We start from the raw sequence: 21,826 nt of genomic DNA on the forward strand, positions 1-21,826 counted from the left end.
AGCAGGTCCGTCTGGCTCGTATCCCGCTGCCGGACAGCCTTTCCGAGTCGGCGGCCGTCGCTGTGTGCAACCGGCGGCCGGCCTGGTTGGCGCTCTCGCCGCCGAGGCCGAGGCGGCACTCGCGCGGTCGCCGGGAGTGACGCAACCGTCGTCGCCGGAATGACGCAGCCTGTCGTGACCGGGAGTGACACGGCCGGTCGTGGGGGGAACGGCCGGTTCGGACCGTAGGATTCTCCGGTGACCTATGACGACTTCGACGGGTTCGAGCATCTCGACACCTCCACATTGCCGGAGCGGCAGCAGCGGATTCTGTGCAGTATTCGCGATTGGGTGCAGCGGCACGGGTATTCGCCGAGTACGCGGGAGATCGGCGATGCGGTCGGGTTGAAGTCGGCTTCGTCTGTTTTGAGGCATTTACGCGAATTGGAGGAGCGGGGGTTTCTCAAGCGCAGTGAATCGGTGACCCGGCCCATGGATGTGCGGCTGTTCCTGCGCGCGGCCGGGCCGCAGCGGCAGCAGGACGAGAATTCGGTGCCGGTGCCCGTGGTGGGCGATATCGCGGCCGGTACGCCGATTCTGGCCGAGGAGCACACCGACGACGTGCTGTCCCTGCCGCGTGAGCTGGTCGGCCGCGGCACCGTCTTCGGCCTGCGGGTTCGCGGTGACTCCATGGTCGACGCCGCCATCTGCGACGGCGACATCGTGGTGGTGCGCAAGCAGCAGGAGGCGCACACCGGCGAGATCGTGGCCGCCATGATCGACGGCGAGGCCACGGTCAAGGTTTACCGCCGTGCCAATGGTCATGTGTATCTGGAGCCGCGCAATGCGGCCTACCCGGTGATCGATGGCGACCACGCCCAGGTGCTGGGTAAGGTTGTCTCGGTCATGCGCAGGGTCTGAGCGTCTGGCATGATGACGGCCGTTATTACCTTCCATCCCCGGGGAGTATCGAATGTCGTTGCTGCGCAAGGCCGGTGTAGGCCTCGCCGTTACGTCGATGGCCGCGATCGGCACCGTGGCCGCCGGAACCGCCTCCGCGGCGGACAGTGAACCGGTCTTCGTCGCCACCTCCGGTGACCTGTACGGCGCGCTCGCGCTGTCCAAGAGCACCGGAAACGTCGCCTATGCCGTGAACTACGGCAGTTGGGACAGCGCGGACAGCACCGCCGTGGACAAGTGCGGCGGCGGCGACTGCGCGGTCGTCGTGCACTTCGCCAATGCCTGCGGCGCGGTCGCACAGGGCGCCGACACCCGCTTCGGCTGGGCGTGGGCCCCGTCCAAGGTGGAGGCCGAGTCGGCCGCCATCAACGTGCTCGGCAAGAGCGCCCCGGGTTTCCCGGACACGGGGTCGTCCTCGCCGCGCCAGGCCAAGGTCATCCTGTCGGCGTGCACCGACAACGCGAGCTGACCGATCGCGAATCACCCGGCGCCACACCGGATTCGTCCGGTGTGGCGCTGTTTTGTTTGCCGGAGTCCATTTTCCAGCAACACGCCCGGCCGGACGGAGATGATTTCCCGGTGGACGACATCACCTACGAGGACACCCGGTTCGCAATGCACGCGGCGGCCGAACTGCTGATCGCCGGCCCGCAGTATCGCCGATTCGGCAGTATCCGCATGCGTATCGTGCTGGGCGGCTTCACCGGCATCAAGTGGCCGGTGTCGGTGACGGGCACCGATCTGGTGTGGCCGCAGGGCCGTATCCGTCTGCACGGCACCTACAGTGACCTCGCTTCGACCGCCGGATTCGCGGCCGACGCCCCGCCCGCGGGCCTGTATTCCGATGGCACCCGCATGGATCCGGACGAACCCTTCAGCGTCGACGCCGATGCCGCCACCACGGTGCACGACTGGTTCGCGGTGGGAGACATCGCATTACGGCGCTTCGCCGAGGAACAACCGGTGCTGTGGCCCGAGCACTTCGATCTGTCCGTTGCCGTCGACGAGGTGAATTACGGAGTCTCCCCGGGGGATTGGGACAACCCACAGCCTTACGCGTATGTCGGGCCGTGGACCCGGCGCGAGGGCGAGTTCTGGCACATGTCCTTCGGGGCGATGCGACCGCGCGCCGAGGTGGCGACGGTCGAGGGCCTGCTGGAGTTCTTCCGGGAGGGCAGAGCCCGTGCCGCGCAGGACAATTGACGTCAGCGCAGGTGCGCCTTCAGCACATCGCCGCCCTCGGTGCCGAGGATGAAGGTGTGGTCGTCGGACGGGTCGACGGCCACGGAGGTCAGCGGCTGTCCCGACAACAGCGTGCAGCTGGTGTGGGTAACCGGATCGGCCCGTACGAATTGCCCACTGCCCGTGGCGATGTAGAGCAACCCATCCGCAGCGACCGCCAGATCGTCGGGGAGCAGCGGTGCGGTGAGCGGGGCGGGCGCCAGATCGACGGCGACATCGGCCCGGGCCGGATCGTCGATGGGCAATGCGACGATGCGTGCCGTGGGGCTCTCCAGCAGCGTCACATAGAGGATGTTCCCGGCCGCGGCGATCCCGTCGGCGCCGGATCCCTTGGCCGCCAGCGCGTTCCGGGCCCGCTCGGTCCACTCGGTGTCGAGGGTCCCGTCCGGCCGGATCCGCTCCACGGTATCGGCGGTGGTGTCGGCGACGAACAGATTCCCGGCCGCATCGAAGGCGGCCCCATTGGCCTGGCCGAGCCCGGAGACGAAGACCTCGGGCTGCGGAACGGCCGCGGCGGGATCGAATCGGAGCACGCCACCCTGCCCGGCGAGCCCGGCGAACGGTGAGTTGCCGTATGTCACGTACATCAGCCCGTCCGGGCCGAGACGGACCGCGCCCGGGCTCGATACCGGCACACTGACGACGAGGTGACCGCCCCGGTCGTACCGCTCCACCGCATTGCGGTAGGTGCGCGCGACCCAGAGGTCCCCGGCCGTGTCGAATCCCAGATTCTCCGACCAGTCGCCCACCGGCGTGCGGGCGGGCAGGCCTGTCGCTGGTTCGGCGGGGGAGCAGGAAACCGGCGTGGCCGTGCCGGGAGCGTCGGCGACGGCCGGGCCGGCCACCGCGACGGGTCCGCCCGCGGCGACGGCCAGCAGGAGGGTCACGCCCAATCCGGCACGTCGTCCCCTGGGATCCGCTTGCGGCGCAGCTACTTCCGATCGCGGCTCCGGCATCGAGGCGTTCCCTTCACTGGGCGGTGGTCGCGGCCAGCGTATATCGCCTGGTCCAGCCCGGCAATGATCACCGGGTCGACATTCTCGAAGGTCAGGCGGCCGTTATGACGCGGCGGGGTGCGTGGGTAGCTGCTCGGTGGAGCGTTCCGCCAGTGCTGCTTCGACATTCGCGATGCCGGCCCGGACTCCGAGCCCGTAGCCGTCCTCGTCGAGGGCGTCGAGCCGGTCGCGGGCGTGGTCGAGGTGGCGCCGGGCGGTGTCGAACGCCCCCAGGCGCCGATAATTGTCGGCGAGATTCAGGTGTAGCGACGGATAGAAGCCCTGGACACTCAACCCCGCATGGTGAGCCTGGGCCCGCTCGTCGGTCAGCGCGTCGGCGGCATCCAGGGCCCGGATGTCCCAGGTGAGCGCGTCCGCCGCATGCACCTGGAGGTCGGCCAGGAAATGGGCGAGCGAGACCCGGTGCAGCGGGTCGCCGCCCGCGCCGATGGTGTCCCACAGCGCGGTCAGCTGCTTCCGCGCCGTCGCCGTATCACCTTGGCGGCCAAGGGTTACGGCGTCGTTGATGGCGGTCATGGTCTCGTCGACGGCGGTCATGCCCGCGACCGTAGCGTCAGGGTCCGACAATTAGCGGGCGGGCCGCCCGTGCCGCCCGTCCCCGGTGATCCGGCCGCGCCGGATGAGATCGCGCTTGGTGCCGGGTCCGAGGGTGACCTGCTCGTCGGCCCCGGCCACGGCCTCGTCCGGATTGGGCCGCACGAACAGTGTCACCGTGGTGCCCTCGGTGAACCCGTTCCTGCGCATCATGGACGCCGAGGCCGTGTTGTGGTTCTCCACGTCGGTCACGATGCGGACCGCACCGTGCCGGAACAGCAGATCGCAGCACGCGGTCATGAGCCGGCCGGCGACACCGCGCCCCTGCATATCGGGCGCCACGGCGATCCACTCCAGGTACGCCCAGTCCTCGCGCAGCTCGAATTCCATGGAGGCCAGCACGAATCCGACGACCCGATCCGAATCCACCGCCACCCAGCAGGACCGGCCGGCACTGTCGAGGTGCTCGGCCACCGAGGTCAGCGACCACGAGGTGTAGGGCTTGGCCTGGGTGTCGAACACCTGGTAGCCGAGGTCGATGACCTGACGCAGATGCCCGAGCCCCATGGGCACGACGGCGATATCCGGATGGCTGGATATGTCGGAATCCATGCCCGACAGTTTGCCAGGTGGGTGCTGGCTACCCGGGCGCCCGCCGGTAGCGAGGCCGCGCAGGTGGCGTGCTATCAGGCGCCCTTGCGGGTCTGCTTGGCCGGAGCCTTCTTCGCGGCCTTCTTGGCGGGCTTCTTCTCCGCAGTGGCCTTGGCGGCCTTCGTTGCCTTGGTGGCCTTGGCAGGCGCAGTACCCGCCTTGCGTCCGGAGGCCTCGAGACTGCGCTGCAGGGCCGCGACCAGGTCCACGACCTCGGCATCCATTGCCGGAACCGCCGCCTCGGGCGCCCGGGTGACCTTGCTGGAACCGCTGGCGATCGCTTCGTCGAGCAGCTTCTTCAATTCGAGCTGATATTCGTCCACGTACAGGCTGGGATCGAAATCGTCGGACAGCGTGTCGACGAGCGTCTCGGCCATCTGCAATTCCTGAGACTTCGGCTCGGTCACGTCCTCGAGCTTGTCGAACGCCGCCGCCCGCACCTCGTCCGGCCACAGCAGCGTCTGCAGCACCAGCACCCCGTCACGTACCCGCAGCGCGCCGAGCCGGGTCTTCTGGCGCAGCGTGAAATGCACCAGCGCCACCCGGTCCACCCGCTCGAGGGTCTTCGCCAGCAGCACATAGGCTTTCGGCGTGTTCGAATCGGGTTCCAGGTAGTAGCTCTTGTCGAAGAGAATCGGATCGATCTGCTCCGACGGCACGAATTGCAACACTGGAATTTCGTGTTTCTCGGCCGCCGGAAGTTTGGCGAAGTCCTCGTCGGTGAGAATCACCCGATCCCCGTCGGGTGATTCGTAGGCCCGGTCGATATCGGAATACTGCACCGGCTGCCCGTCCACCGTGCACAACCGCTCGTAGCGAATGCGCCCGCCATCGGCGGCATGCACCTGGTGGAACTTGATGTCATGGTCCTCCGTGGCGGTGTAGACCTTCACGGGGACATTCACCAGTCCGAACGCGATGGAGCCCTTCCAAATGGACCGCATTTGGTCAGAGTACGTCGTACCAGGTCGGCGTTCTACCGCAACCCACCGCGACCTGGCGGTTTCGCCTGGTCGTTGGTGCTTGTTGGTGGCTGCCGGTGAGCGTCCGACGGCTTGTGGACGGCTTGGGCTCGCGGACGCCTGCCGTCCGGCCGGCGTGCTGGCAGGCACTCGAGATCCGCTACTTGCGGTCATGCACTGGTTGCCGCTCGCGAGACGCGATGCGCTACATCCTGTACGAAAAATGTGCGACTTCCGCCGTTTCCATCAGCAACAGGAATTCGCGCTGCGCCATATGGATCAGCGCCTCGTGATCGCCGGCCTCGAAATAGACCTCCGGCTCCAAGGCCAGATCCTGCTCGAGGAACGTCTGCATGCCGTAGGCCATGCAGACCGGCGGCAACGCGCCTGTATCGCAGTCCGTGAACAGCTTGTGCAGCTCGGCTTCCTTCGCGAGCACCAGATGCCGGCCGGTCCGCGCCCAGAGATCGGACAGGCGCACCGCCTGCGTCGCCGGCAGCACAGCTGCGACATAGCCGTTGTCGTCCTCGAGCAGCACGGTTTTCGCGAGGCGATCGCCGGGGATGTGCGCCGCCGTGGCCGTCTGCAGGCTCGTATCGCTATGAGGGTGGTTCACGACTTCGTACCGCGAGGATTTCTGACGCAGGCAATCCTGCAGGGTAGGAGACATGGACATGGCACACCTCGTCTCAACGTCTCGGGTGAATATTGTGTTTGTGCCGGTGTCGTTCAGCATAGATCGCATTCGCGCGGATGGAATCGCGTTGCACCCCTTTGCCTTCACGTCGGCCCAAAGCCTGGCAATCAACCCGACGCCTAGATTATCCAGGGCGGCCAGCAGGGTTGCTCGAGCCTGCGACCCCGCTCACCCCGAATCTGCCTCGGATCGCATCCAGCCCTTCGGCCGGAGAATCGAGAAGCGGTGAAACGCCTGTGTCGTGTCGGCATTTCGCCTCGAAAGCGAGTCGTGTGCGATTGGCTGTCGTATGGTCTCGGTGACACGCGGGGAAGCGCGTTGGCGAGGCATCCTGCAAATCCGTTTATAGGTAACTGACCTTGCCTGATCGGAATGAATTCATATCGGGACGCCTATGTCCATAGGGAATGCTGCAAATGGCACGAATCAGCATATTTAGCGGGGCTAATGTTTCTGCACTCCCGAGCTCGCCCGCTACGCCGCCGCCGAACTCATGGCCGCGCAAGCCCGCTGGTACCGCAAGCAGGCATACAGCTTCATCGGCGGTGTCGCGTCTGCGGCGCCGAGACCGGGTGGCCGATCTCATCGCGGCATTGCGGGCAGCCGATTCGGCCTACCTCGAGTTCCGGGAGCCGAGCCGGCCTGAAGCGAGATCTCGGCGCTCACACCCAGCAGCGGTATGAGGCGACGAAGGTGTTCCGGATCTATGAGCGCAACGTGATCCCGGGCCTGTGTCGAACTGCCGAGCACTCCGCCGCCATGCTGTCGTTCTGGATTCGGTTCCTGGGTACACCAAACGACATCGATGCCGCGGTCGCCGTCAGGATGGAGCGTCAGCGGATCCTGCAGCGAGGTGGCAAGCGGTTCGTGACGGTGCTCGAGGAACAAGCGCTGCGAACGCGGTTCGGTGACGCCGAAGTTCAGGCGGGGCAGCTCGGACGGCTACTCGAGTCGATGTCGCTACCGAACATCTCGCTCGGCATCATCCTTTGAGCTGATTGTTTGTCGGTCCTGGCGTGGGCCTTCGGTATTCGCGATTTCGTCGCTACCGAAAGCCCTTCCAAATGGACCGCACTTCCCCATCGTACTTCGGACGCGTGATTCCGGTGGGTATCCCCGAGGGTCAGGCGGCCCGGCGTTCGGGCTCGCTGCGGTAGCGGGATTGGTCGCCGTCGATGCGCAGGAGTTTCCACAGCCGTTTGGTGACCGGGTTCATCAGGCCCAGGTCGCCGGCGAGGGAGCGCATGTCGCCGAAGTATCCGGAGAGGATTCTCGAGGCGGTGGGGGAGCGCCAGAACGCTTCCTTGATGACCTCGCGGGGGATGCCGAAGGTGCGGGCGAATTCCGGTGGGGGAGCCATGATCTCACCGGCCAGCCACCGCATGGCGAGTGGGAAGGCGATACCGCAGACATTGCGATACAGCGGATTGAAACCTGGCACATGCTCTTTCAGGAACTCATTGGCAAAGGAGATGTGCCGGGCCTCCTCGGCGATATGGATCTCCATGCAGCGCACCACCGCTGGCGGCAGCTTCGCGCCATTGCGGATGACCGCCTTCTGGTAGTGGTCGATCGGTTCCTCGCCGCCGAGAATGCCGATGAACAGAATCGGCCAGGCGTAACCGCCGGCCACGCCGATGAACGGCGACAGTCTCCGGAAGATGGGCCGCATCCCCGGGACGTCTACCCCGATCCGGTTGACCAGCTCCTGGAACATCTGGATGTGGTTGCACTCCTCGGTCATCTCGTGGAGGCAGTAGCGGAACTCCGGCGACCCGTTGGGCAGCTTCATGATGTACTGCATCATGCCGCGGATCAGGATGCTCTCGAAGGCCGCGCCGACCTTGATGGCATTGGCGATCCGCCACCGCCCGATCTCGATCTGCCGTTCCAGGGGCAGGTTCTGATACCACTGCGTCGCGCCGAGCGGATCGATGTCCGGTTGCAGCACCCAGCGCGGGTCCTGGGGGTCGATCGCGAATTCGGGTGAGTCCCAGGCGATATCGAGATACGGATCGAATCGGCGGTACACCGATCCCTCCGACAGGGTGTGCAGCACATCCGCGTAGTCTCGTGCCGCCGGAACGGAGCCCGACATCGTAGTCAGAGCCATCATTGCCTCCTCGTCTCTGTGCCGCGCCGCCCGGAAGCCGAAGCCGAGGCCGCTCTGTGCGGTGCGACACACTCCAAGGTAAGTGCTAACTAGGGTTACAGACAACCCTGGAATGCCCGCGAGTCCCAGGATCGCCCGGTGCCCCGCCCGTCACCAGTGCTGCCAGTGCAGGACCCGGTCGCGGGGGACGCGGACCGCGGGCTTGAACTCGGTGCCGAGCGTGAAGGCCAGCGGCAGGAACGCGGCGAGCATGACCTCGTCGTAGGGCACGCCCAGGATTGCCGACAGTTCGCGCTCGAGTGGAGCCTGGGCCGTGGTCCATACGGTCCCGAGACCGCGGGCGCGGGCGGCGAGCATGAAGCTCCAGACCGCGGGAAGGATCGATCCCCAGGTGCCGGACTGGACCTGGACCGAGGCGGCGTCGGTGCGGCCCTCGACGGCGGGGATCACGAACGCGGGCACGCGGTGGATGTTGTCGGCCAGATGGCGCACGCCGTCGAACACCCGCGCCATACTGCCCGGCCGGACGTGCATGCGCGCCAGGTCGTCCCGCGACAGCGGCGCGGCCTCGCTGAGCGCGAGCGCCCGGCGGAAGATCTCGGCCACCTCCCGGCGCTGCGCGGCCTCGGTGACGACCAGGAAGTGCCAGCGTTGGCGGTTACGTCCGGTGGGCGCCTGGGTGGCGAGATCGACGCACTCCTCGATGAGGTCGCGCGGCACCGGCCGGTCGAAGTCCAACCGGCGACGCACGGCCCGGGTAGTCGACAGCAGTTCATCGGGGGAGAGATCAAGCGTCATGGCAGCTCCTGTGGCCCAACGGGTTCCGAGATCGTCTGCGCGAAAATCATCTGCGCCCAGACGATTGGACGGTAGGCGTGGTAATCATCTGCTGTCAAATGATCTGTACACAGATGGTTTTGGTAGGCTGGCCGTGATCGAACGAGGAGACCATGCCTGCCGCCAGACCGTCCTACTTCCCGGCTCTCGCCGCCGAACGCCCCGATATCGCCCTCTGCCGCGCCTCTGCCGCGGTGGCCAAGGCTGGTGAAGCCCATGCCGCCGCAACGGAACTGGGGGTCGGACAGCATTTGGTGCTGAAGATGCTGGACGCGGTCGGCGACTGCGCCCAGCAGACGCTGGCCGCCGAACTCCGCATCGATCGCAGCGTCATGGTGACCGTTTGTGACGACCTGGAGCGATCGGGACATATCCGCCGGGAACGCAACCCGAAGGACCGGCGCTCGTACGCGGTCACCATCACCGCCGCGGGGCGGGCGCGATTGCGGACCGCCGAGGTCGCGATCCCGGGTTTCCTGGCCGGCGCCTTCGCCGCGCTCACTCCCGAGGAGCGGGTCCAGCTGACGACCTTGCTCGGGAAGCTCCTCGGTACCGAAGGGGCATCCGAGTAGCAAACGTTCCACCGCTGCGCGCGTGCGTGATTCGCGCGGACAGGGAAATCCGCCGAACCGGGTTGCCCGAGGCGCTGATTTTCCCTGTCCCGGACCGTCTTACGAGGCAGAAGGCGCAAACACCGTGCCCGCGGAACGGAAGGTAGCCGGGCCATGTCGATCCGGAAATCGTTGCGGCACGCACGGCGCGTGCGCTCGAAACTGGTGCAGGCCCATCGGGGTCGGGATGACGACCGCAGCGTCCTGCGCCGCCGTCGGGTGGCGCAGGACGCGTGGCGTGGCGCTCGGTGAGAGCGGGCCGGTCGGCTCAGTTCCGACCGGCGGCCGCGAGGGTCGGCTCGGGCTCCGGGGTGGGCGGAGTGGGGCGGGGTCGCAGGGTGAGGGCCAGGACGACGGCTCCCGCGAGTGCGAAGATCATGGTCCAGATACCGCCGACGTGCATGGCGTGGATGAAGGCGTTATCGGCGGCGTGGGACAGGTCGGGGCGGTTGATGGCGGTGGCCACATGGCGCGCCTGTTCGGCGGATACCTGGGCGGGTTCCCGGGCGGTGTCGGGCAGGCCGGTGAGCGCGCCCTGGATGCCGGTTCGGTAGGTGATGGCCATGATGGTGCCGCCGAGCGCGATACCCAGGACGCTGCCGGTTTGCCGGACGGTATTGGTGACGGCCGATCCTGCGCCGGCGCGGTCGAGTGGGAGCGTGCTCATGAGGGCGCTGGTGACCGAACCGATCACCATGCCGATCGAGAAGCCCTGTGCCGCAGCCAGTGCCACGTTCCAGATGATGGGCGTGTGCAGTCCGAAGAAGACCGCGCTGCCCATGCAGAGCGCGCCGACGGTGAGGGCGGTCGCGGTCACCGCGCGCAGGGAGAAGCGGCGGACCAGGCGGACGCCGAGCGGACCGCCGATGATGACGCCGACGGCGGCGGGGGAGTTGATCAGACCCGCGGCGAGCGGTGAGAAGCCGCGGGCGCCCTGGAGGTAGAACGCACCGTAGAAGCCGGCCGCCGTCATGGCCAGGAACAGCAGGCCCAGGGCCGCGTTGCCGCCGCCGAAGACCCGCTGCGCCAGCAGCCGTGGATCGAAACTCGGCTGTCCGGAACGCAATTCGACGACGACGAACGCGGCCAGCAGGGCCAGCCCGGCGGCGATGGGCGCCCACACCTGCACCGGTGTCCACGCGGCGACCTGACCCGCCCGGATGAGCCCGTAGGCGAGGGCCGCCAATCCGCTCACCGACAGTGTCAGTCCGCCGAGGTCCAGCGGCCGCGGCGTCGGGCTGCGGAAGTTCGGGACCAGTACCGCGATCCCGATCAGTGCGACCGCGACGACGGGCACGTTCACGAGAAACACCGAGCCCCACCAGAAGTGGTCGAGCAGGACCCCGGCCAGCAGCGGCCCGGCCGCCAGTCCGACCCCCGCGGAGGTCGAGAACAGCCCGATGGCCGATGCCCGCGCCGGACCGGTGAACGTCCAGGTCACCGTCGCCATGGTGGCCGGCATGATGAGCGCGCTGCCCACGCCCATGACCGCACGGGCGGCGATGAGCCCTCCGGGATCACCCGCATAGGCCGCCCAGACCGAGGCGGCGGCGAAGACGATCAATCCGGCGACGAGCACGGTCCGGTGCCCGTAGCGGTCGCCCAGCGCCCCGGCGGTGAACATGAGCGCGGCGAACACGAGCGTGTAGGACCCCGAGGCCCATTGCAGCTGAGCGGGATTCGCGCCCAGCCCGCGCGCCGGATCGGCGAGGGTCTCGAGCGCGGTGGCGAGGATGGTGTTGTCCAGCCAGATCAGCAGGGAGGACAGCAGGAGGACGGCGAGGATGAGCCGCTGCCGGGATCTCGGCAGCGTCGCGGGCACGGTCATGGATGCCTTCGATAAGATTGGTAGGAACCTGACGATCGCCAGTGTGCCGTGAATGTCAGGAACCTGTCAATCTCTGGAAAGGGTTGTCGCGGTGAGCTGTTCCGGATCGCAGGATGGATCCCTGACCTTCATGGTCCGCACGGTGTGGTTGAGCATGCGTTCCGCCATCGGTGAGGAACTCAAGGATTTCGGCCTCACGACCTCGCAGTACGCGACGCTGATGATGACGCAGAAACAGCCCGGGAAGTCGGTCACCGATATCGCCCGCGATGTCGGCAGCACCCGGCAGGCCGCGAACGAGATGCTCGGCGGCCTGGAGAAGGCGGGCCTGATCGAGCGCCGCCCGCACCCCACCGACCGCCGGACCCACCAGATCTACGTGACCGACGCGGGCCGCGCCATCTACACCGAGGCCCACGCCGCCGTCGGTCGCCGCGAGGCCGAACTGGAAGCCGGATTCACCCCCGAACAACGCGTCGCGGTCCGGGAATGGCTCAGCGGCATGGCCGAAGCCTGCCGCTGACCCGCGCCGATCCCGCCGCGAGAAGCAAGCGGCTTTCCACGATATGGAAAATTCCGCCGCCATAGGATCGTCCTGATTCGAACCCTTCGGCGAGTACGACCGGCCGCCTTACCGTTCCGGACACCAACTCTCCCGGGAGGAACGTGCCGATGAGCGAACCATGGCAGATCAGTACCGACGTGCTGGTGATCGGCGGCGGGCCCGCCGCGTGCTGGGCGGCGGTGCACGCCCGGGAAGCGGGCGCGGAGGTGGTGCTGGTGGACAAGGGCTACTGCGGAACCAGCGGCGCCACAGCGCCTTCCGGCACCGGCGTCTGGTACGTCGCGCCCGAGGCCGCAGCGCGCGCCAATGCCAAGGCTGCCCGGGAGGCGCTGGGCGGGCATCTGGCCGACCACTACTGGATGGACCGGGTCCTCGACCAGACCTACGTGAACATGAACCGGCTGGCCGTCGAGGGCCGGTACCCGTTCCCGGTGGATCCCGGCACCGGCGAGCCGGTGCGCACCGGGGTGCAGGGGCCCGAATACATGCGCCGGATGCGGGCCTGGGTGAAACGCCTCGGCGTGCGGATCCTCGACCATTCGCCCGCGCTGGAACTCCTGGTCGATGCCGAGGGGGTGGTGCGCGGGGCGGCCGGCTATCGGCGGCAGGCGGAGCAGGACTACTGGATCACCGCCGGCGCGGTGGTGCTGGCCACGGGCGGATGCGCCTTCCTGTCGCGGGCGCTGGGCACCAATGTCGACACCGGCGACGGCGCGCTCATGGCGGCCGAGGCCGGCGCGCGTTTCTCGGGCATGGAGTTCTCCAACGCCTACGCCATCGTGCCCAAGGGCTCGACCATCACCAAGACCGCCTACTACGGCTACGCCACCTTCTTCCACGCCGACGGCCGGGTGCTGGAGGGTGCGGGCTCCGCCAAGGGCCGGTCGGTCATCGCGCGAACCCTGTTGTCGGAGCCCGTGTTCGCGCAGCTGGACCGCGCCGACGCCGAGGTGCAGGCGCGGATGCGGCTGGGCCAGCCCAACTTCTTCCTCCAGTTCGACCGGCGCGGGATCGACCCGTTCACCGACCGCTTCGAGGTGGATCTGCTCGCCGAGGGCACGGTGCGCGGAACCGGGGGCATCGATATCGTCGACGACGACTGCGCGACAACGGTTCCCGGTCTCTACTCGGCGGGCGACGCCGCGACCCGGGAACGAATCTGCGGCGGATTCACCGGCGGCGGCAGCCACAACTCGGCCTGGGCCATGTCCTCCGGAAGCTGGGCGGGCCGGGGTGCGGCGGCCTTCGCCCGGCGATCGGGGCGCGTCGATCCCTCCGGCGTCCACGGAGCCGGGCGGGTCGGATTACGGCCGGAGACAACGGAATCGGTGTCCGCCGACGAGGTCGTGTCGGCCGCGCAGCGCGAACTCATCCCGTTCGAGAAGAACTATCTGCGTCACGGTGACCGCATCCGCCCCGCCCTGGCCGAACTGGACGAGCTCTGGGAGCGGGCCGCGCGCGGGCTCGGCGGCGGAACCGGCGCCGAGCGGATCCGGGCCCGGCAGGCCGCCGCCATTACCGCGGTCGGCCGACTGATGTACCGATCCACGCTGGCGCGCAAGGAAACTCGCGGAATGAGCAAGCGTGCCGACCACCCGGACCTGGATCCGGCGCAGCACCACCACATCCTGTCCGGCGGCCTGGACCGGGTGTGGACCTCGACCGCCGCGGCCACCGGTCTCACCTCGGTGGTGGCGTCGTGATCGAACTGGTTCGCGCCGAGGACTGCATCGCCTGCGACAAGTGCGTCGACGTCTGCCCGACCGATGTCTTCGACCGCACCGACAGCGGAATACCGGTCATCGCACGGCAATCCGACTGCCAGACCTGCTTCATGTGTGAGGCGTACTGCCCGGCCGACGCCCTCTACGTCTCACCCGAGGCCGCGCCGCTCGCGGACCGCAGCGCGATCCCCGAATCCCACATCGGTCGCTACCGTGAGCAACTCGGTTGGGGCCGGGGCCGCACACCGGGCAGCCTCGTCGCCCTCGGCCCGGCCCTGCCGCACGGCGCCCTGCCACCGCGGCTGATCGAGCCCGGTCGACTGGTTCGATGAGTGGCCGCCGCGCATACTCGGAGCGCTGCTGCTCGCACCTGTCTCCGGCCGAGCTGTACCCAGCCGAGCCGGTGTGTCGATTACGGTGTCCGGCACAGTGATCGGAGATCGCGCCCGTCGATCCGGGCGCGCGGTCACCGCAGGGCGAGGGCGAGGAAGAAGTCGACGCGGTCCTCGAGCCGGGACAGGTCGCGGTTGGTGAGTTCCTCGATGCGCTGAATGCGGTAGCGCAGCGTATTCACGTGCAGGTGCAGCAGATCCGCGCACTTGGTCCAGGACCCGGACACCTCGAGGAAGGTCTCCAGGGTGTGCACCAGATCGGCACGATTGTCCTGGTCGTAGACCCGCAGCGGATCCAGCAGCCGCACCCGGAACATGCGCCGGACCTCGTCGGGGACGCTGGCCAGCAGCAGCATGTGGGTGGCGAGCTCGTCGTGGCGGACCACGCTGGTGGGCTGCTGCCGTTCGGCGGCCATGCGCCGTGCGTAGCGGGCCTCCTCGACCGCGCCGCGCAGCCCCTCGCCGTCGACCGCGCCGCTGATGCCGACCGAGAGCCGGCTCAGTTGCAGCCCGGGTTCGAGGGCTTCGATGGCCCGGTGGATGCGGTCGTCGAGGGCCTTGTCGTCACCGAGGGCGACCAGCACGATGACCTCGCCGTCGACCACACCGACGGCAGGGCTTCTGCCGTAAAGGATTTCGCGCAATACGGCGCGCAACTCACCGGGCCGCACGGCCCCGGAATCCGCGGTCGCGGCGACCGCGAGGTACCGGTCGGACAGTCCCAGCCCGGTCAACTCCAGCCGGGAGATGATGTCGGCGGATTTGGCGTCGGACATGATCAGCTCGATCAGTTCCTGGGCCAGCCGCCCCTCGGCGCTGTGCCGATCGTCCTGCCGGGCACGTTCGAGGGACACCACCGCGGCCAGTTCCCCGATGAGGGCCCGCCGCTCCTCGGGCCAATCCTTGTAGTCGCTCTCGAACACCAGGAACCAGTCCGCGATGCGTGAGGTCCCGTCGGCGTCCACCGCGAACAGCGAGTACCGCACCTGATTGTGGGAAAGCACATGCGGCATCCGCCGCGCGCCCAGGAACGCCGACCGCACCTGTTCGGGGAGGTCGCGGGTCGGCCCGGCCACCACGCGGCCGAGTGCGGACACCACCCAGCAGCGCGTGCCCAGCGTGCGATGCACCAGGTCGAGCACCGAATCCAGCCCGCCGCCGGACACCAGCTGCCGGTGCCGGTCCAGGATCGCGCTCAGGTCGGCGGCCCGTCCGGACGACAGCTTCCGGTTGATCTGCTCGGTGACGGTGGCGAAGGCGATCTGCTCCTCGACCCGGAACAGCGGGATTCGGTGTTTCTTACAGGCCGCGACGAGATCGTCGGGCGGTTCGCCGTACAGCGCGTCACCCGCGGCGAGCGCGGCCACCCGGGCGCGGGCGAGCGCGCTCACGAAGGTCTCGCTGTCCTCGGGGGAATGCCGCCATTGCAGCCCGGTCAGGACGAATTCGCCGCCGGAGAGGTATCGACCGGGATCGAGCATGTCGGTGGTTACCACCCAGCGTACGAAGCGGTCCAGCTCGTCCTCTCCGGTGACGAGCCGCAAGCCCAGATCGTGCATGGTCAGCAGGGAACGTAACCGCATGATGCCCGAGGCTAACAGTCGGTGACGGCCCGGTTACCGAACTTGGATGTAACTACGAACGCGCCCCTGTGAAGCAGGCCACAGGTTCGGAGGTCTCGTCCTTTCGGGCATGACCGCCCGCCGGGTTAAGTGGTTGACACACGCCAATGACGGATGGAGGTCGGATGTCGAGTCGCCTGGAATGGCTCGGTTCGCTGCCCCTGGAAGAGGCCGAGACGCACCTGCTGACCTGCAATGCGTCGCGGACCTGGGCACGCAAGATGGTGGCGAACCGGCCGTACGCGGACGAGTCGAGTCTGATCGCCGCGGCGGTGACCGGGGTCACCGAGCTGAGTTGGACCGATGTCGAGGAGGCGCTGTCGGCGCACCCCCGGATCGGCGAGCGCACGGCCGCCGCCCACCAGTCCGAGCGTGAGGCGAAGTGGTCCGCCGACGAACAGTCCGGAGCCTCCGACGCCGACGATCAGGTGAAGGCCGATCTGGCCGCCTGGAACGTGACCTACGAGGAACACTTCGGCCATGTCTTCCTGATCCGGGCCGCCGGGCGCAGCGCCACCGAGATGCTCTCGGAGCTCCAGCGTCGTCTCGGCAACTCGGTCGCCGACGAGCAGCTGACGGTCCGCCGCGAGCTCGCCGACATCACCGGCCTGCGGATCCGGAAACTCCTGGAGGACAAATGAGTCTGTCCACGCACGTACTCGATGCCGCGACCGGACGCCCGGCCGCGGGCATGGCGGTGCGGCTGGAGAACGCGGCGGGGGAGGTCCTCGCCGAGCGCCACACCGATGACGACGGCCGGGTCAAGGATCTGCCCGCCCCGAGCGCCGGTGCCCACCGCCTGATCTTCGACACCTCCGGTGTCAGCCCGTTCTATCCGACGGTGACCATCGACTTCCTGGTCACCGATCCGGATGAGCACTACCACGTACCCCTGCTGTTGAGCCCCTACTCCTTCTCTACGTACCGGGGCAGCTGAGTGCTGTCGTACCTGCGTCGAACCGATATCTAGAGGATTGCAATGGATTTCCTACAACCGGGAAGCTGGGCCGAAGCGCTCCAGCTGAAAGCGGAACGCCCCGAGGCGGTTCCGATTCAGGGCGGCACCGACGTGATGGTCGAGCTGAACTTCGACCGGCACCGTCCGGCCGCCATTCTGGACCTGAACCCGTGCCGTGAGGTCTTCACCGTCGACGAGCAGGAGGACGGCCGGATCCGGCTGGGCTCCGGCGTCCCGTTCGTGAAGATCATCAACCGGTATCAGGACCGCCTGCCCGGTCTGGCCCAGGCGTCGCGCACCGTGGGTTCTCCGCAGATCCGCAATCGCGGCACCGTCGGCGGCAATCTGGGCGGCGCCTCGCCCGCCGGTGACGCCCACCCGGCCCTGCTGGCCGCCAATGCCGTGGTCGAGGTCGAGTCGGCCGCCCGCGGCACCCGCATGATCGACATCGACGACTTCTACGTCTGGGTCAAGAAGAACGCGCTCGAGCCGGACGAGCTCATTCGCGCCGTGTGGCTGAAGCCCGCCGGCGGCCCCCAGTACTTCTCGAAGGTCGGCACCCGCAACGCCATGGTGATCGCGGTGTGCTCGTTCTCCGTTGCGCTGCACGCGGATTCGCGGACCGTCGGTGCAGGCATCGGCTCGGCCGGTCCGACCCCGATCCGTCCGGTGGAGGCGCAGGACTTCCTGGCCGCCAACCTGGACTGGGACAACGCCGGCGCGCTGAACGACGAGCTGGCCCGCGAGTTCGGCCGTCTGGTCGGCGCCGCGGCCAAGCCCATCGACGATGTGCGCGGCACCGCCGACTACCGCCGGCACGCGCTGTCGGTGATGGCCCGCCGGACCCTCGGCTGGGCGTGGAACGACTACACCGCGGAGAGGAAGGCGGCCTGATGCGTATCAACTTCACCGTCAACGGATCCCAGGAAACCGCCGACGACGTCTGGGAAGGCGAGAGCCTGCTGTACCTGCTGCGTGAGCGGGTCGGCCTCCCCGGTTCCAAGAACGCTTGCGAGCAGGGTGAATGTGGTTCCTGCACCGTCTATCTGGACGGCACCCCCGTTTGCTCGTGCCTGGTGGCCGCCGGTCAGGTGGAGGGCCGTTCCGTCCGCACCGTCGAGGGCCTGGCCGACGGCGACAAGCTGGACCCCATGCAGCAGGCCTTCGTGGAGGCCGGCGCGGTCCAGTGTGGTTTCTGCACACCGGGTCTGATCGTGCAGGCGCACGACCTGATCGATCGGGTGCCGAACCCGTCGGACGTCGAGATCCGTGAGGCGCTCGCCGGAAACCTGTGCCGCTGTACGGGTTACGAGAAGATTCTGGATGCCGTTCGCCTGGCGGCCGAGCGGAAGGCTGCGGCCAAGTGAGCAAGCTCGTCATCGAAAACGCTTATATCGCACCGATTGTCGGTGCGGAGATCCCCAATGGCTATCTGATCGTCGGCGACGACGGCCGGATCGAAGCTCTCGGTGCAGGACCTGCGCCGATGGTGGTGGGTGCTGAACGCCTCTCCGGCACCGGCTGCCTGGTGACCCCGGGCCTGGTGAATACCCACCACCACCTCTACCAGTGGGCCACCCAGGGCCTGTTCCAGGACGCCACCCTGTTCGAGTGGCTGACCGGTCTGTACCGCCTGTGGGCCACCATGGACGCCGAGATCGTCTACGGCGCGGCGTCCGCAGGTCTGGGCTGGCTCGCGCTGACCGGCACCACGACCTCCACCGATCACCACTATGTGTTCCCCAAGGGCCGTGGCGATCTGTTCGAGGCCGAGGTCCGTGCCGCCCGCGAGCTGGGCATCCGCTTCCACCCGTGCCGGGGGTCCATGGACCGCGGTCAGTCGCACGGTGGCCTGCCGCCGGACGAGGTGGTCGAGAACCGCGAAGAGATCCTCCTCAACACCGAGGAGATCATCCGCGCATACCACGACCCGTCCTTCGACTCCATGCTGCGCGTGGCCGTCGCCCCCTGCTCGCCGTTCTCGGTGTCCGAGGGCCTGATGGTCGATTCGGCCGCGCTGGCCCGCCGGCACGGCGTGCGCCTGCACACCCACCTCGCCGAGACCCTCGACGAGGAAGAGCACTGCATCGAGCAGATGGGTTGCACCCCGGTCGAATACATGGAGAAGCTGGGCTGGCTCGGCGACGACGTGTGGTTCGCCCACGCGGTGCACCTGCACGACAAGGACATCTCGGCGTTCGCCAAGACCGGCACCGGTTCCGCGCACTGCCCGACCTCCAATGCCCGCCTGGGCGCGGGCATCGCGCGAGTGATGGACCTGCTCGCCGCCGGTGCGCCCGTCGGTCTCGGCGTGGACGGCGCGGCCTCCTCCGAGCTCACCTCCATGGCCGGGGAAATGCGGCAGGCCATGCTGTTCCAGCGCGCCGTGCACGGCCCCCGCGCCATGACCGCGCGGCAGGCCCTCGAGGTCGGCACCCTGGGCGGCGCCCGGAACCTGGGCCGCCAGAACGAGATCGGCTCCCTCGAGGTCGGCAAGCTCGCCGATATCGCGGTCTGGAAGGTGGACGGCTTCCGTGCCGCCATCGAGGACCCCGTGTGCTCGCTGGTGTTCGGCCCGCAGCCGCCGCTGGCGCGCCTGCTGGTGGGCGGCAACACCGTCGTCGAGAACGACGAGCTCAAGACCATGCCGCACGACGCCGTCGGCCAGGCCGGCGTCGCCGCACGGCAGCGAATCATGAAGCAGGAGAACCGATGACCATCACACGCACCACCCGGTTCCCCACGGATGTGGCGGTCCCGGGCAAGGGCGGGATCGGCGAGAGCCCGCTCCGCCCGGACGGCACTCTCAAGGTCAAGGGCGAATTCGCCTACTCCTCCGACCTGTGGATGGACGGCATGCTGTGGGGCGCGACCCTGCGCAGCCCGCACGCCCGCGCCAAACTCGTCAGCGTCGACACCAGCAAGGCCCTCGCCATGACCGGTGTGCACGCCGTGCTCACCCACGAGGACGTGCCGGGCCGCAAGGTCTACGGCCTCGACCACACCTGGGACCAGCCGGTACTGGCCTTCGACGAGGTGCGCCATCACGGCGAGGCCATCGCCCTGGTCGCCGCCGACCACCCCGAGATCGCCCGGCGCGCCGTCGCCGCCATCGAGGTGGAATACGAAGTGCTGGAACCGATCACGGACCCGATGGCCGTTGTCGAGGACCCGGTCGGGCTGGCCGTGCAGTCGCGCGGCGGCATCGCGCGCTACCAGCCGGTGCGCTCCGGCGACATCGAGATCGGCAAGGCCCTCGCCACCGTCGTGGTCTCCGAGGAGTTCGAGGTCGGCATGCAGGACCAGGCCTTCCTGGGCCCGGAATCCGGCATGGTCATCCCGAACGAGGACGGCTCGCTCGACTTCTATGTCGCGACGCAGTGGCTGCACTGGGACCTCACCCAGATCGGCCCGTGCCTGGATCTGGACGAGGACCAGATCCGCATGACCATGTCCGGCGTCGGCGGCGCGTTCGGCGGCCGCGAGGACCTGTCCATGCAGATCCACGCCGGCATGCTGGCCATGCGCACCGGCAAGCCGATCAAGATGATGTACAACCGCGAGGAGTCGTTCTTCGGGCACGTGCATCGCCACCCGGCGAAGATGCGCTACGAATTCGGCGCCACCGCGACCGGAAAGATCACCTACGCCAAGGTTCTCATCGTTCTCGACGGCGGTGCGTACACCTCGGCCACCCAGAACGTGATCGGCAATGCCGCCTCGCTGGCGCTGGGCCCCTACGAGGTGCCGCACCTGGAGATCGACGCCTACGGTGTCTACACCAACAATCCGGTCTGCGGCGCCATGCGCGGATTCGGTGTCGTGCAGGCGTGTTTCGCCCACGAGTCCATGATGGACAAGCTCGCCGAGGCGCTCGACATGGATCCGGTCACGGTCCGTCAGGTCAATGCCGTCTCCCAGGGCTCCACGCTCGCCACCGGCCAGGTCGTGCACGCGCCGACCCCGCTGAAGGAGATGCTCGACAGCCTGCGCGACATGGAACTGCCGGAGTCCGTGGACACCTCGGACATCCGCAACCTGCCCGGCGGTGCGTCGCAGACCACCCACGGCGAGGGCGTGTACCGCGGCGTCGGCTACGGCGTCGGCATCAAGAACATCTGCTTCTCCGAGGGTTTCGACGACTACTCGACCGCCCGGGTGCGCCTGGAAGTGATCGGCGGCGAGCCGGTCGCGCTGGTGCACACCGCCGGCGCGGAGGTCGGCCAGGGTCTGATCACCCTCGAAGCACAGATCGCGCGCACCGAGCTCGCCATCGAGCGGGTGGTCAGCCACCCCTCCGACAACAATGTCGGCAGCTCGGGTTCCTCGTCCGCGTCACGCCAGTCGTACATGACCGGCGGCGCGGTGATGACCGCCTGCCGCGCGGTGGCCGACGAGCTGTTCGTGCTGGCGCGCAAGAAGTTCGACGTGCACGGCTTCATGCGGCTCGAGGGCGGCAAGGTCGTCAAGAACAACGGTGAGGTGGTCGCGACCATCGAGGATGTGCTCGGCGACGACGTCATCGATCTGACCCGTGAATACCACCACCAGGCGACCACCGGTATGGACAAGGTGACCGGTCAGGGCTCCAGCCACACCCAGCTCGCGGTCTGCGTGCACCGGGCCGTGGTGGATGTCGACACCGAACTCGGACTGGTCAAAGTCGTTGCCCTGGACGCCGTTCAGGACGTCGGCAAGATCATGAACCGGCTTTCGCTGGAAGGCCAGATCCACGGCGGCTCCATTCAGGGCCTGGGTCTGGCGGTTATGGAGGAAATTCAGGTCACCAACGGCAAGGTGCGGAACCCGTCCTTCACGGACTATCTGATTCCCACCATTCTCGATACACCCCCGCAGAAGCTGGAGATCCTGGAGAATCCGGACCCGCACGCCCCCTACGGCCTGCGCGGCGCGGGTGAACCGCCCACTCTCTCCTCCACGCCTGCGATCGCCGCAGCGATTCGCGATGCCTGCCGCAAGCGGGGCGGCACCGGAAACATCAACCGCGTGCCCGTGCGTCCGGAAGACATCATCCGGAACAGTTGATCAACAGGGGCAGATCGCGCCTCTCGAAATGGTGGAGCGCGATAGGGACCCCACAACAAGCATCACCGAATCCGCGGCCCGGGATACCC

General features: G+C 67.9%; 23 protein-coding genes. 14 read left to right on the top strand and 9 right to left on the bottom strand.

From position 1 onward, the window contains the following. The first annotated feature begins 237 nt into the window (after nt 1-237). The 3 genes from lexA (at nt 238) to ACFXKA_RS30560 (ending at nt 2,142) form a co-directional block, all read left to right on the top strand. Nucleotides 238-900 carry a transcriptional repressor LexA gene (gene lexA, locus ACFXKA_RS30550; RefSeq protein WP_379429939.1) on the top strand — a complete coding sequence of 221 codons (663 nt, stop codon included), beginning with the start codon at nt 238-240 and terminating at the stop codon, nt 898-900. A gap of 52 nt (nt 901-952) precedes the next feature. Next, nucleotides 953-1,408 (top strand): DUF4189 domain-containing protein, encoded by a 456-nt coding sequence (locus tag ACFXKA_RS30555; protein WP_354846753.1) that lies wholly within the window; start codon nt 953-955, stop codon nt 1,406-1,408. 110 nt (nt 1,409-1,518) lie between these two features. Next, nucleotides 1,519-2,142, top strand: coding sequence for a hypothetical protein (locus ACFXKA_RS30560; protein WP_379429940.1), 624 nt, complete (start codon nt 1,519-1,521; stop codon nt 2,140-2,142). Between the two features lie 2 nt (nt 2,143-2,144). Here ACFXKA_RS30560 and ACFXKA_RS30565 read toward each other — a convergent pair whose 3' ends face one another. The 5 genes from ACFXKA_RS30565 to ACFXKA_RS30585 all read right to left on the bottom strand — a co-directional run bounded on the left by ACFXKA_RS30565 (nt 2,145) and on the right by ACFXKA_RS30585 (nt 6,014). Beyond that, a complete protein-coding gene (locus ACFXKA_RS30565; protein WP_379429941.1) occupies nt 2,145-3,068 on the bottom strand; it encodes an SMP-30/gluconolactonase/LRE family protein in 924 nt (307 codons plus the stop codon). Nucleotides 3,069-3,239: 171 nt separating this feature from the next. Continuing rightward, complete coding sequence (locus ACFXKA_RS30570; protein WP_379429942.1) at nt 3,240-3,734, bottom strand: hypothetical protein; 495 nt, start codon at nt 3,732-3,734, stop codon at nt 3,240-3,242. A 30-nt stretch (nt 3,735-3,764) separates the two neighbouring features. Then, the gene (locus tag ACFXKA_RS30575; protein WP_354846763.1) at nt 3,765-4,343 is read right to left on the bottom strand and encodes a GNAT family N-acetyltransferase; all 579 of its coding nucleotides are present in this window, start codon (nt 4,341-4,343) and stop codon (nt 3,765-3,767) included. Between the two features lie 74 nt (nt 4,344-4,417). Next, nucleotides 4,418-5,326: a Ku protein gene (locus ACFXKA_RS30580; RefSeq protein WP_379429943.1), complete on the bottom strand. Its 909-nt coding sequence runs from the start codon at nt 5,324-5,326 to the stop codon at nt 4,418-4,420. A gap of 223 nt (nt 5,327-5,549) precedes the next feature. Further along, on the bottom strand, nt 5,550-6,014 hold the full coding sequence (locus ACFXKA_RS30585) for a YbaK/EbsC family protein (RefSeq protein ID WP_354846768.1): 465 nt from the start codon (nt 6,012-6,014) through the stop codon (nt 5,550-5,552). Between the two features lie 720 nt (nt 6,015-6,734). Between ACFXKA_RS30585 and ACFXKA_RS30590 the strand changes: the two genes are divergently transcribed. Continuing rightward, on the top strand, nt 6,735-7,034 hold the full coding sequence (locus ACFXKA_RS30590) for a Scr1 family TA system antitoxin-like transcriptional regulator (RefSeq protein ID WP_379429944.1): 300 nt from the start codon (nt 6,735-6,737) through the stop codon (nt 7,032-7,034). A 130-nt stretch (nt 7,035-7,164) separates the two neighbouring features. Here the strand turns inward: ACFXKA_RS30590 and ACFXKA_RS30595 are convergent, their stop codons facing one another. Together ACFXKA_RS30595 and ACFXKA_RS30600 are read right to left on the bottom strand one after the other, a co-directional pair. Then, nucleotides 7,165-8,154 carry a diiron oxygenase gene (locus ACFXKA_RS30595; protein WP_379429945.1) on the bottom strand — a complete coding sequence of 330 codons (990 nt, stop codon included), beginning with the start codon at nt 8,152-8,154 and terminating at the stop codon, nt 7,165-7,167. 150 nt (nt 8,155-8,304) lie between these two features. Then, nucleotides 8,305-8,952: a nitroreductase family protein gene (locus tag ACFXKA_RS30600; RefSeq protein ID WP_379429946.1), complete on the bottom strand. Its 648-nt coding sequence runs from the start codon at nt 8,950-8,952 to the stop codon at nt 8,305-8,307. 152 nt (nt 8,953-9,104) lie between these two features. Here ACFXKA_RS30600 and ACFXKA_RS30605 point away from each other — a divergent pair, with 152 nt between their 5' ends. Beyond that, nucleotides 9,105-9,563, top strand: a complete 459-nt coding sequence (locus ACFXKA_RS30605) for a MarR family winged helix-turn-helix transcriptional regulator (protein WP_379429947.1) — start codon at nt 9,105-9,107, stop codon at nt 9,561-9,563. Between the two features lie 307 nt (nt 9,564-9,870). Here the strand turns inward: ACFXKA_RS30605 and ACFXKA_RS30610 are convergent, their stop codons facing one another. Continuing rightward, complete coding sequence (locus tag ACFXKA_RS30610) at nt 9,871-11,430, bottom strand: MFS transporter (RefSeq protein ID WP_379429948.1); 1,560 nt, start codon at nt 11,428-11,430, stop codon at nt 9,871-9,873. 91 nt (nt 11,431-11,521) lie between these two features. Here ACFXKA_RS30610 and ACFXKA_RS30615 point away from each other — a divergent pair, with 91 nt between their 5' ends. The 3 genes from ACFXKA_RS30615 to ACFXKA_RS30625 all read left to right on the top strand — a co-directional run bounded on the left by ACFXKA_RS30615 (nt 11,522) and on the right by ACFXKA_RS30625 (nt 14,051). Then, nucleotides 11,522-11,953 carry a MarR family transcriptional regulator gene (locus tag ACFXKA_RS30615; protein ID WP_354846792.1) on the top strand — a complete coding sequence of 144 codons (432 nt, stop codon included), beginning with the start codon at nt 11,522-11,524 and terminating at the stop codon, nt 11,951-11,953. A gap of 149 nt (nt 11,954-12,102) precedes the next feature. Then, on the top strand, nt 12,103-13,698 hold the full coding sequence (locus ACFXKA_RS30620) for an FAD-binding protein (RefSeq protein ID WP_379429949.1): 1,596 nt from the start codon (nt 12,103-12,105) through the stop codon (nt 13,696-13,698). Beyond that, complete coding sequence (locus ACFXKA_RS30625) at nt 13,695-14,051, top strand: ferredoxin family protein (RefSeq protein ID WP_354846794.1); 357 nt, start codon at nt 13,695-13,697, stop codon at nt 14,049-14,051. The genes ACFXKA_RS30620 and ACFXKA_RS30625 overlap by 4 nt, the downstream gene beginning before the upstream one ends. Nucleotides 14,052-14,185: 134 nt before the next feature. Here ACFXKA_RS30625 and ACFXKA_RS30630 read toward each other — a convergent pair whose 3' ends face one another. Further along, nucleotides 14,186-15,694, bottom strand: a complete 1,509-nt coding sequence (locus tag ACFXKA_RS30630; RefSeq protein ID WP_379429950.1) for a PucR family transcriptional regulator — start codon at nt 15,692-15,694, stop codon at nt 14,186-14,188. Between the two features lie 164 nt (nt 15,695-15,858). Between ACFXKA_RS30630 and uraD the strand changes: the two genes are divergently transcribed. Genes uraD through ACFXKA_RS30660 form a run of 6 tightly spaced genes read left to right on the top strand, consistent with a single transcriptional unit; the run spans nt 15,859 to nt 21,737 of the window. Further along, nucleotides 15,859-16,374, top strand: a complete 516-nt coding sequence (gene uraD / locus ACFXKA_RS30635) for a 2-oxo-4-hydroxy-4-carboxy-5-ureidoimidazoline decarboxylase (protein ID WP_379429951.1) — start codon at nt 15,859-15,861, stop codon at nt 16,372-16,374. Then, nucleotides 16,371-16,670: a hydroxyisourate hydrolase gene (gene uraH, locus ACFXKA_RS30640; protein ID WP_354846801.1), complete on the top strand. Its 300-nt coding sequence runs from the start codon at nt 16,371-16,373 to the stop codon at nt 16,668-16,670. The genes uraD and uraH overlap by 4 nt, the downstream gene beginning before the upstream one ends. Nucleotides 16,671-16,712: 42 nt before the next feature. Further along, nucleotides 16,713-17,585, top strand: a complete 873-nt coding sequence (locus tag ACFXKA_RS30645; RefSeq protein ID WP_379429952.1) for an FAD binding domain-containing protein — start codon at nt 16,713-16,715, stop codon at nt 17,583-17,585. Then, on the top strand, nt 17,585-18,058 hold the full coding sequence (locus ACFXKA_RS30650) for a (2Fe-2S)-binding protein (RefSeq protein ID WP_354846807.1): 474 nt from the start codon (nt 17,585-17,587) through the stop codon (nt 18,056-18,058). The genes ACFXKA_RS30645 and ACFXKA_RS30650 overlap by 1 nt, the downstream gene beginning before the upstream one ends. Next, complete coding sequence (locus ACFXKA_RS30655; protein ID WP_379429953.1) at nt 18,055-19,407, top strand: 8-oxoguanine deaminase; 1,353 nt, start codon at nt 18,055-18,057, stop codon at nt 19,405-19,407. The genes ACFXKA_RS30650 and ACFXKA_RS30655 overlap by 4 nt, the downstream gene beginning before the upstream one ends. Further along, nucleotides 19,404-21,737 carry a xanthine dehydrogenase family protein molybdopterin-binding subunit gene (locus ACFXKA_RS30660; RefSeq protein WP_379429954.1) on the top strand — a complete coding sequence of 778 codons (2,334 nt, stop codon included), beginning with the start codon at nt 19,404-19,406 and terminating at the stop codon, nt 21,735-21,737. The genes ACFXKA_RS30655 and ACFXKA_RS30660 overlap by 4 nt, the downstream gene beginning before the upstream one ends. The last annotated feature ends 89 nt before the right edge of the window (nt 21,738-21,826 follow it).

Origin of the sequence: Nocardia sp. NPDC059228 (genome assembly GCF_042754245.1) — a bacterium.
Taxonomy (GTDB): Bacteria; Actinomycetota; Actinomycetes; order Mycobacteriales; family Mycobacteriaceae; genus Nocardia.

What these genes read in the sequence shown, in the direction of transcription:
- ACFXKA_RS30645 (WP_379429952.1), top strand. Translation starts at nt 16,713, where the DNA reads ATGGATTTCCTACAACCGGGAAGCTGGGCCGAAGCGCTCCAGCTGAAA.
- ACFXKA_RS30555 (WP_354846753.1), top strand. Translation starts at nt 953, where the DNA reads ATGTCGTTGCTGCGCAAGGCCGGTGTAGGCCTCGCCGTTACGTCGATG.
- ACFXKA_RS30585 (WP_354846768.1), bottom strand. Translation starts at nt 6,014, where the DNA reads ATGTCTCCTACCCTGCAGGATTGCCTGCGTCAGAAATCCTCGCGGTAC.
- ACFXKA_RS30660 (WP_379429954.1), top strand. Translation starts at nt 19,404, where the DNA reads ATGACCATCACACGCACCACCCGGTTCCCCACGGATGTGGCGGTCCCG.
- ACFXKA_RS30630 (WP_379429950.1), bottom strand. Translation starts at nt 15,694, where the DNA reads ATGCGGTTACGTTCCCTGCTGACCATGCACGATCTGGGCTTGCGGCTC.
- ACFXKA_RS30650 (WP_354846807.1), top strand. Translation starts at nt 17,585, where the DNA reads ATGCGTATCAACTTCACCGTCAACGGATCCCAGGAAACCGCCGACGAC.
- ACFXKA_RS30605 (WP_379429947.1), top strand. Translation starts at nt 9,105, where the DNA reads ATGCCTGCCGCCAGACCGTCCTACTTCCCGGCTCTCGCCGCCGAACGC.
- ACFXKA_RS30620 (WP_379429949.1), top strand. Translation starts at nt 12,103, where the DNA reads ATGAGCGAACCATGGCAGATCAGTACCGACGTGCTGGTGATCGGCGGC.
- ACFXKA_RS30610 (WP_379429948.1), bottom strand. Translation starts at nt 11,430, where the DNA reads ATGACCGTGCCCGCGACGCTGCCGAGATCCCGGCAGCGGCTCATCCTC.
- ACFXKA_RS30570 (WP_379429942.1), bottom strand. Translation starts at nt 3,734, where the DNA reads ATGACCGCCGTCGACGAGACCATGACCGCCATCAACGACGCCGTAACC.
- ACFXKA_RS30580 (WP_379429943.1), bottom strand. Translation starts at nt 5,326, where the DNA reads ATGCGGTCCATTTGGAAGGGCTCCATCGCGTTCGGACTGGTGAATGTC.
- uraD (WP_379429951.1), top strand. Translation starts at nt 15,859, where the DNA reads ATGTCGAGTCGCCTGGAATGGCTCGGTTCGCTGCCCCTGGAAGAGGCC.
- ACFXKA_RS30595 (WP_379429945.1), bottom strand. Translation starts at nt 8,154, where the DNA reads ATGGCTCTGACTACGATGTCGGGCTCCGTTCCGGCGGCACGAGACTAC.
- ACFXKA_RS30600 (WP_379429946.1), bottom strand. Translation starts at nt 8,952, where the DNA reads ATGACGCTTGATCTCTCCCCCGATGAACTGCTGTCGACTACCCGGGCC.
- ACFXKA_RS30575 (WP_354846763.1), bottom strand. Translation starts at nt 4,343, where the DNA reads ATGGATTCCGACATATCCAGCCATCCGGATATCGCCGTCGTGCCCATG.
- uraH (WP_354846801.1), top strand. Translation starts at nt 16,371, where the DNA reads ATGAGTCTGTCCACGCACGTACTCGATGCCGCGACCGGACGCCCGGCC.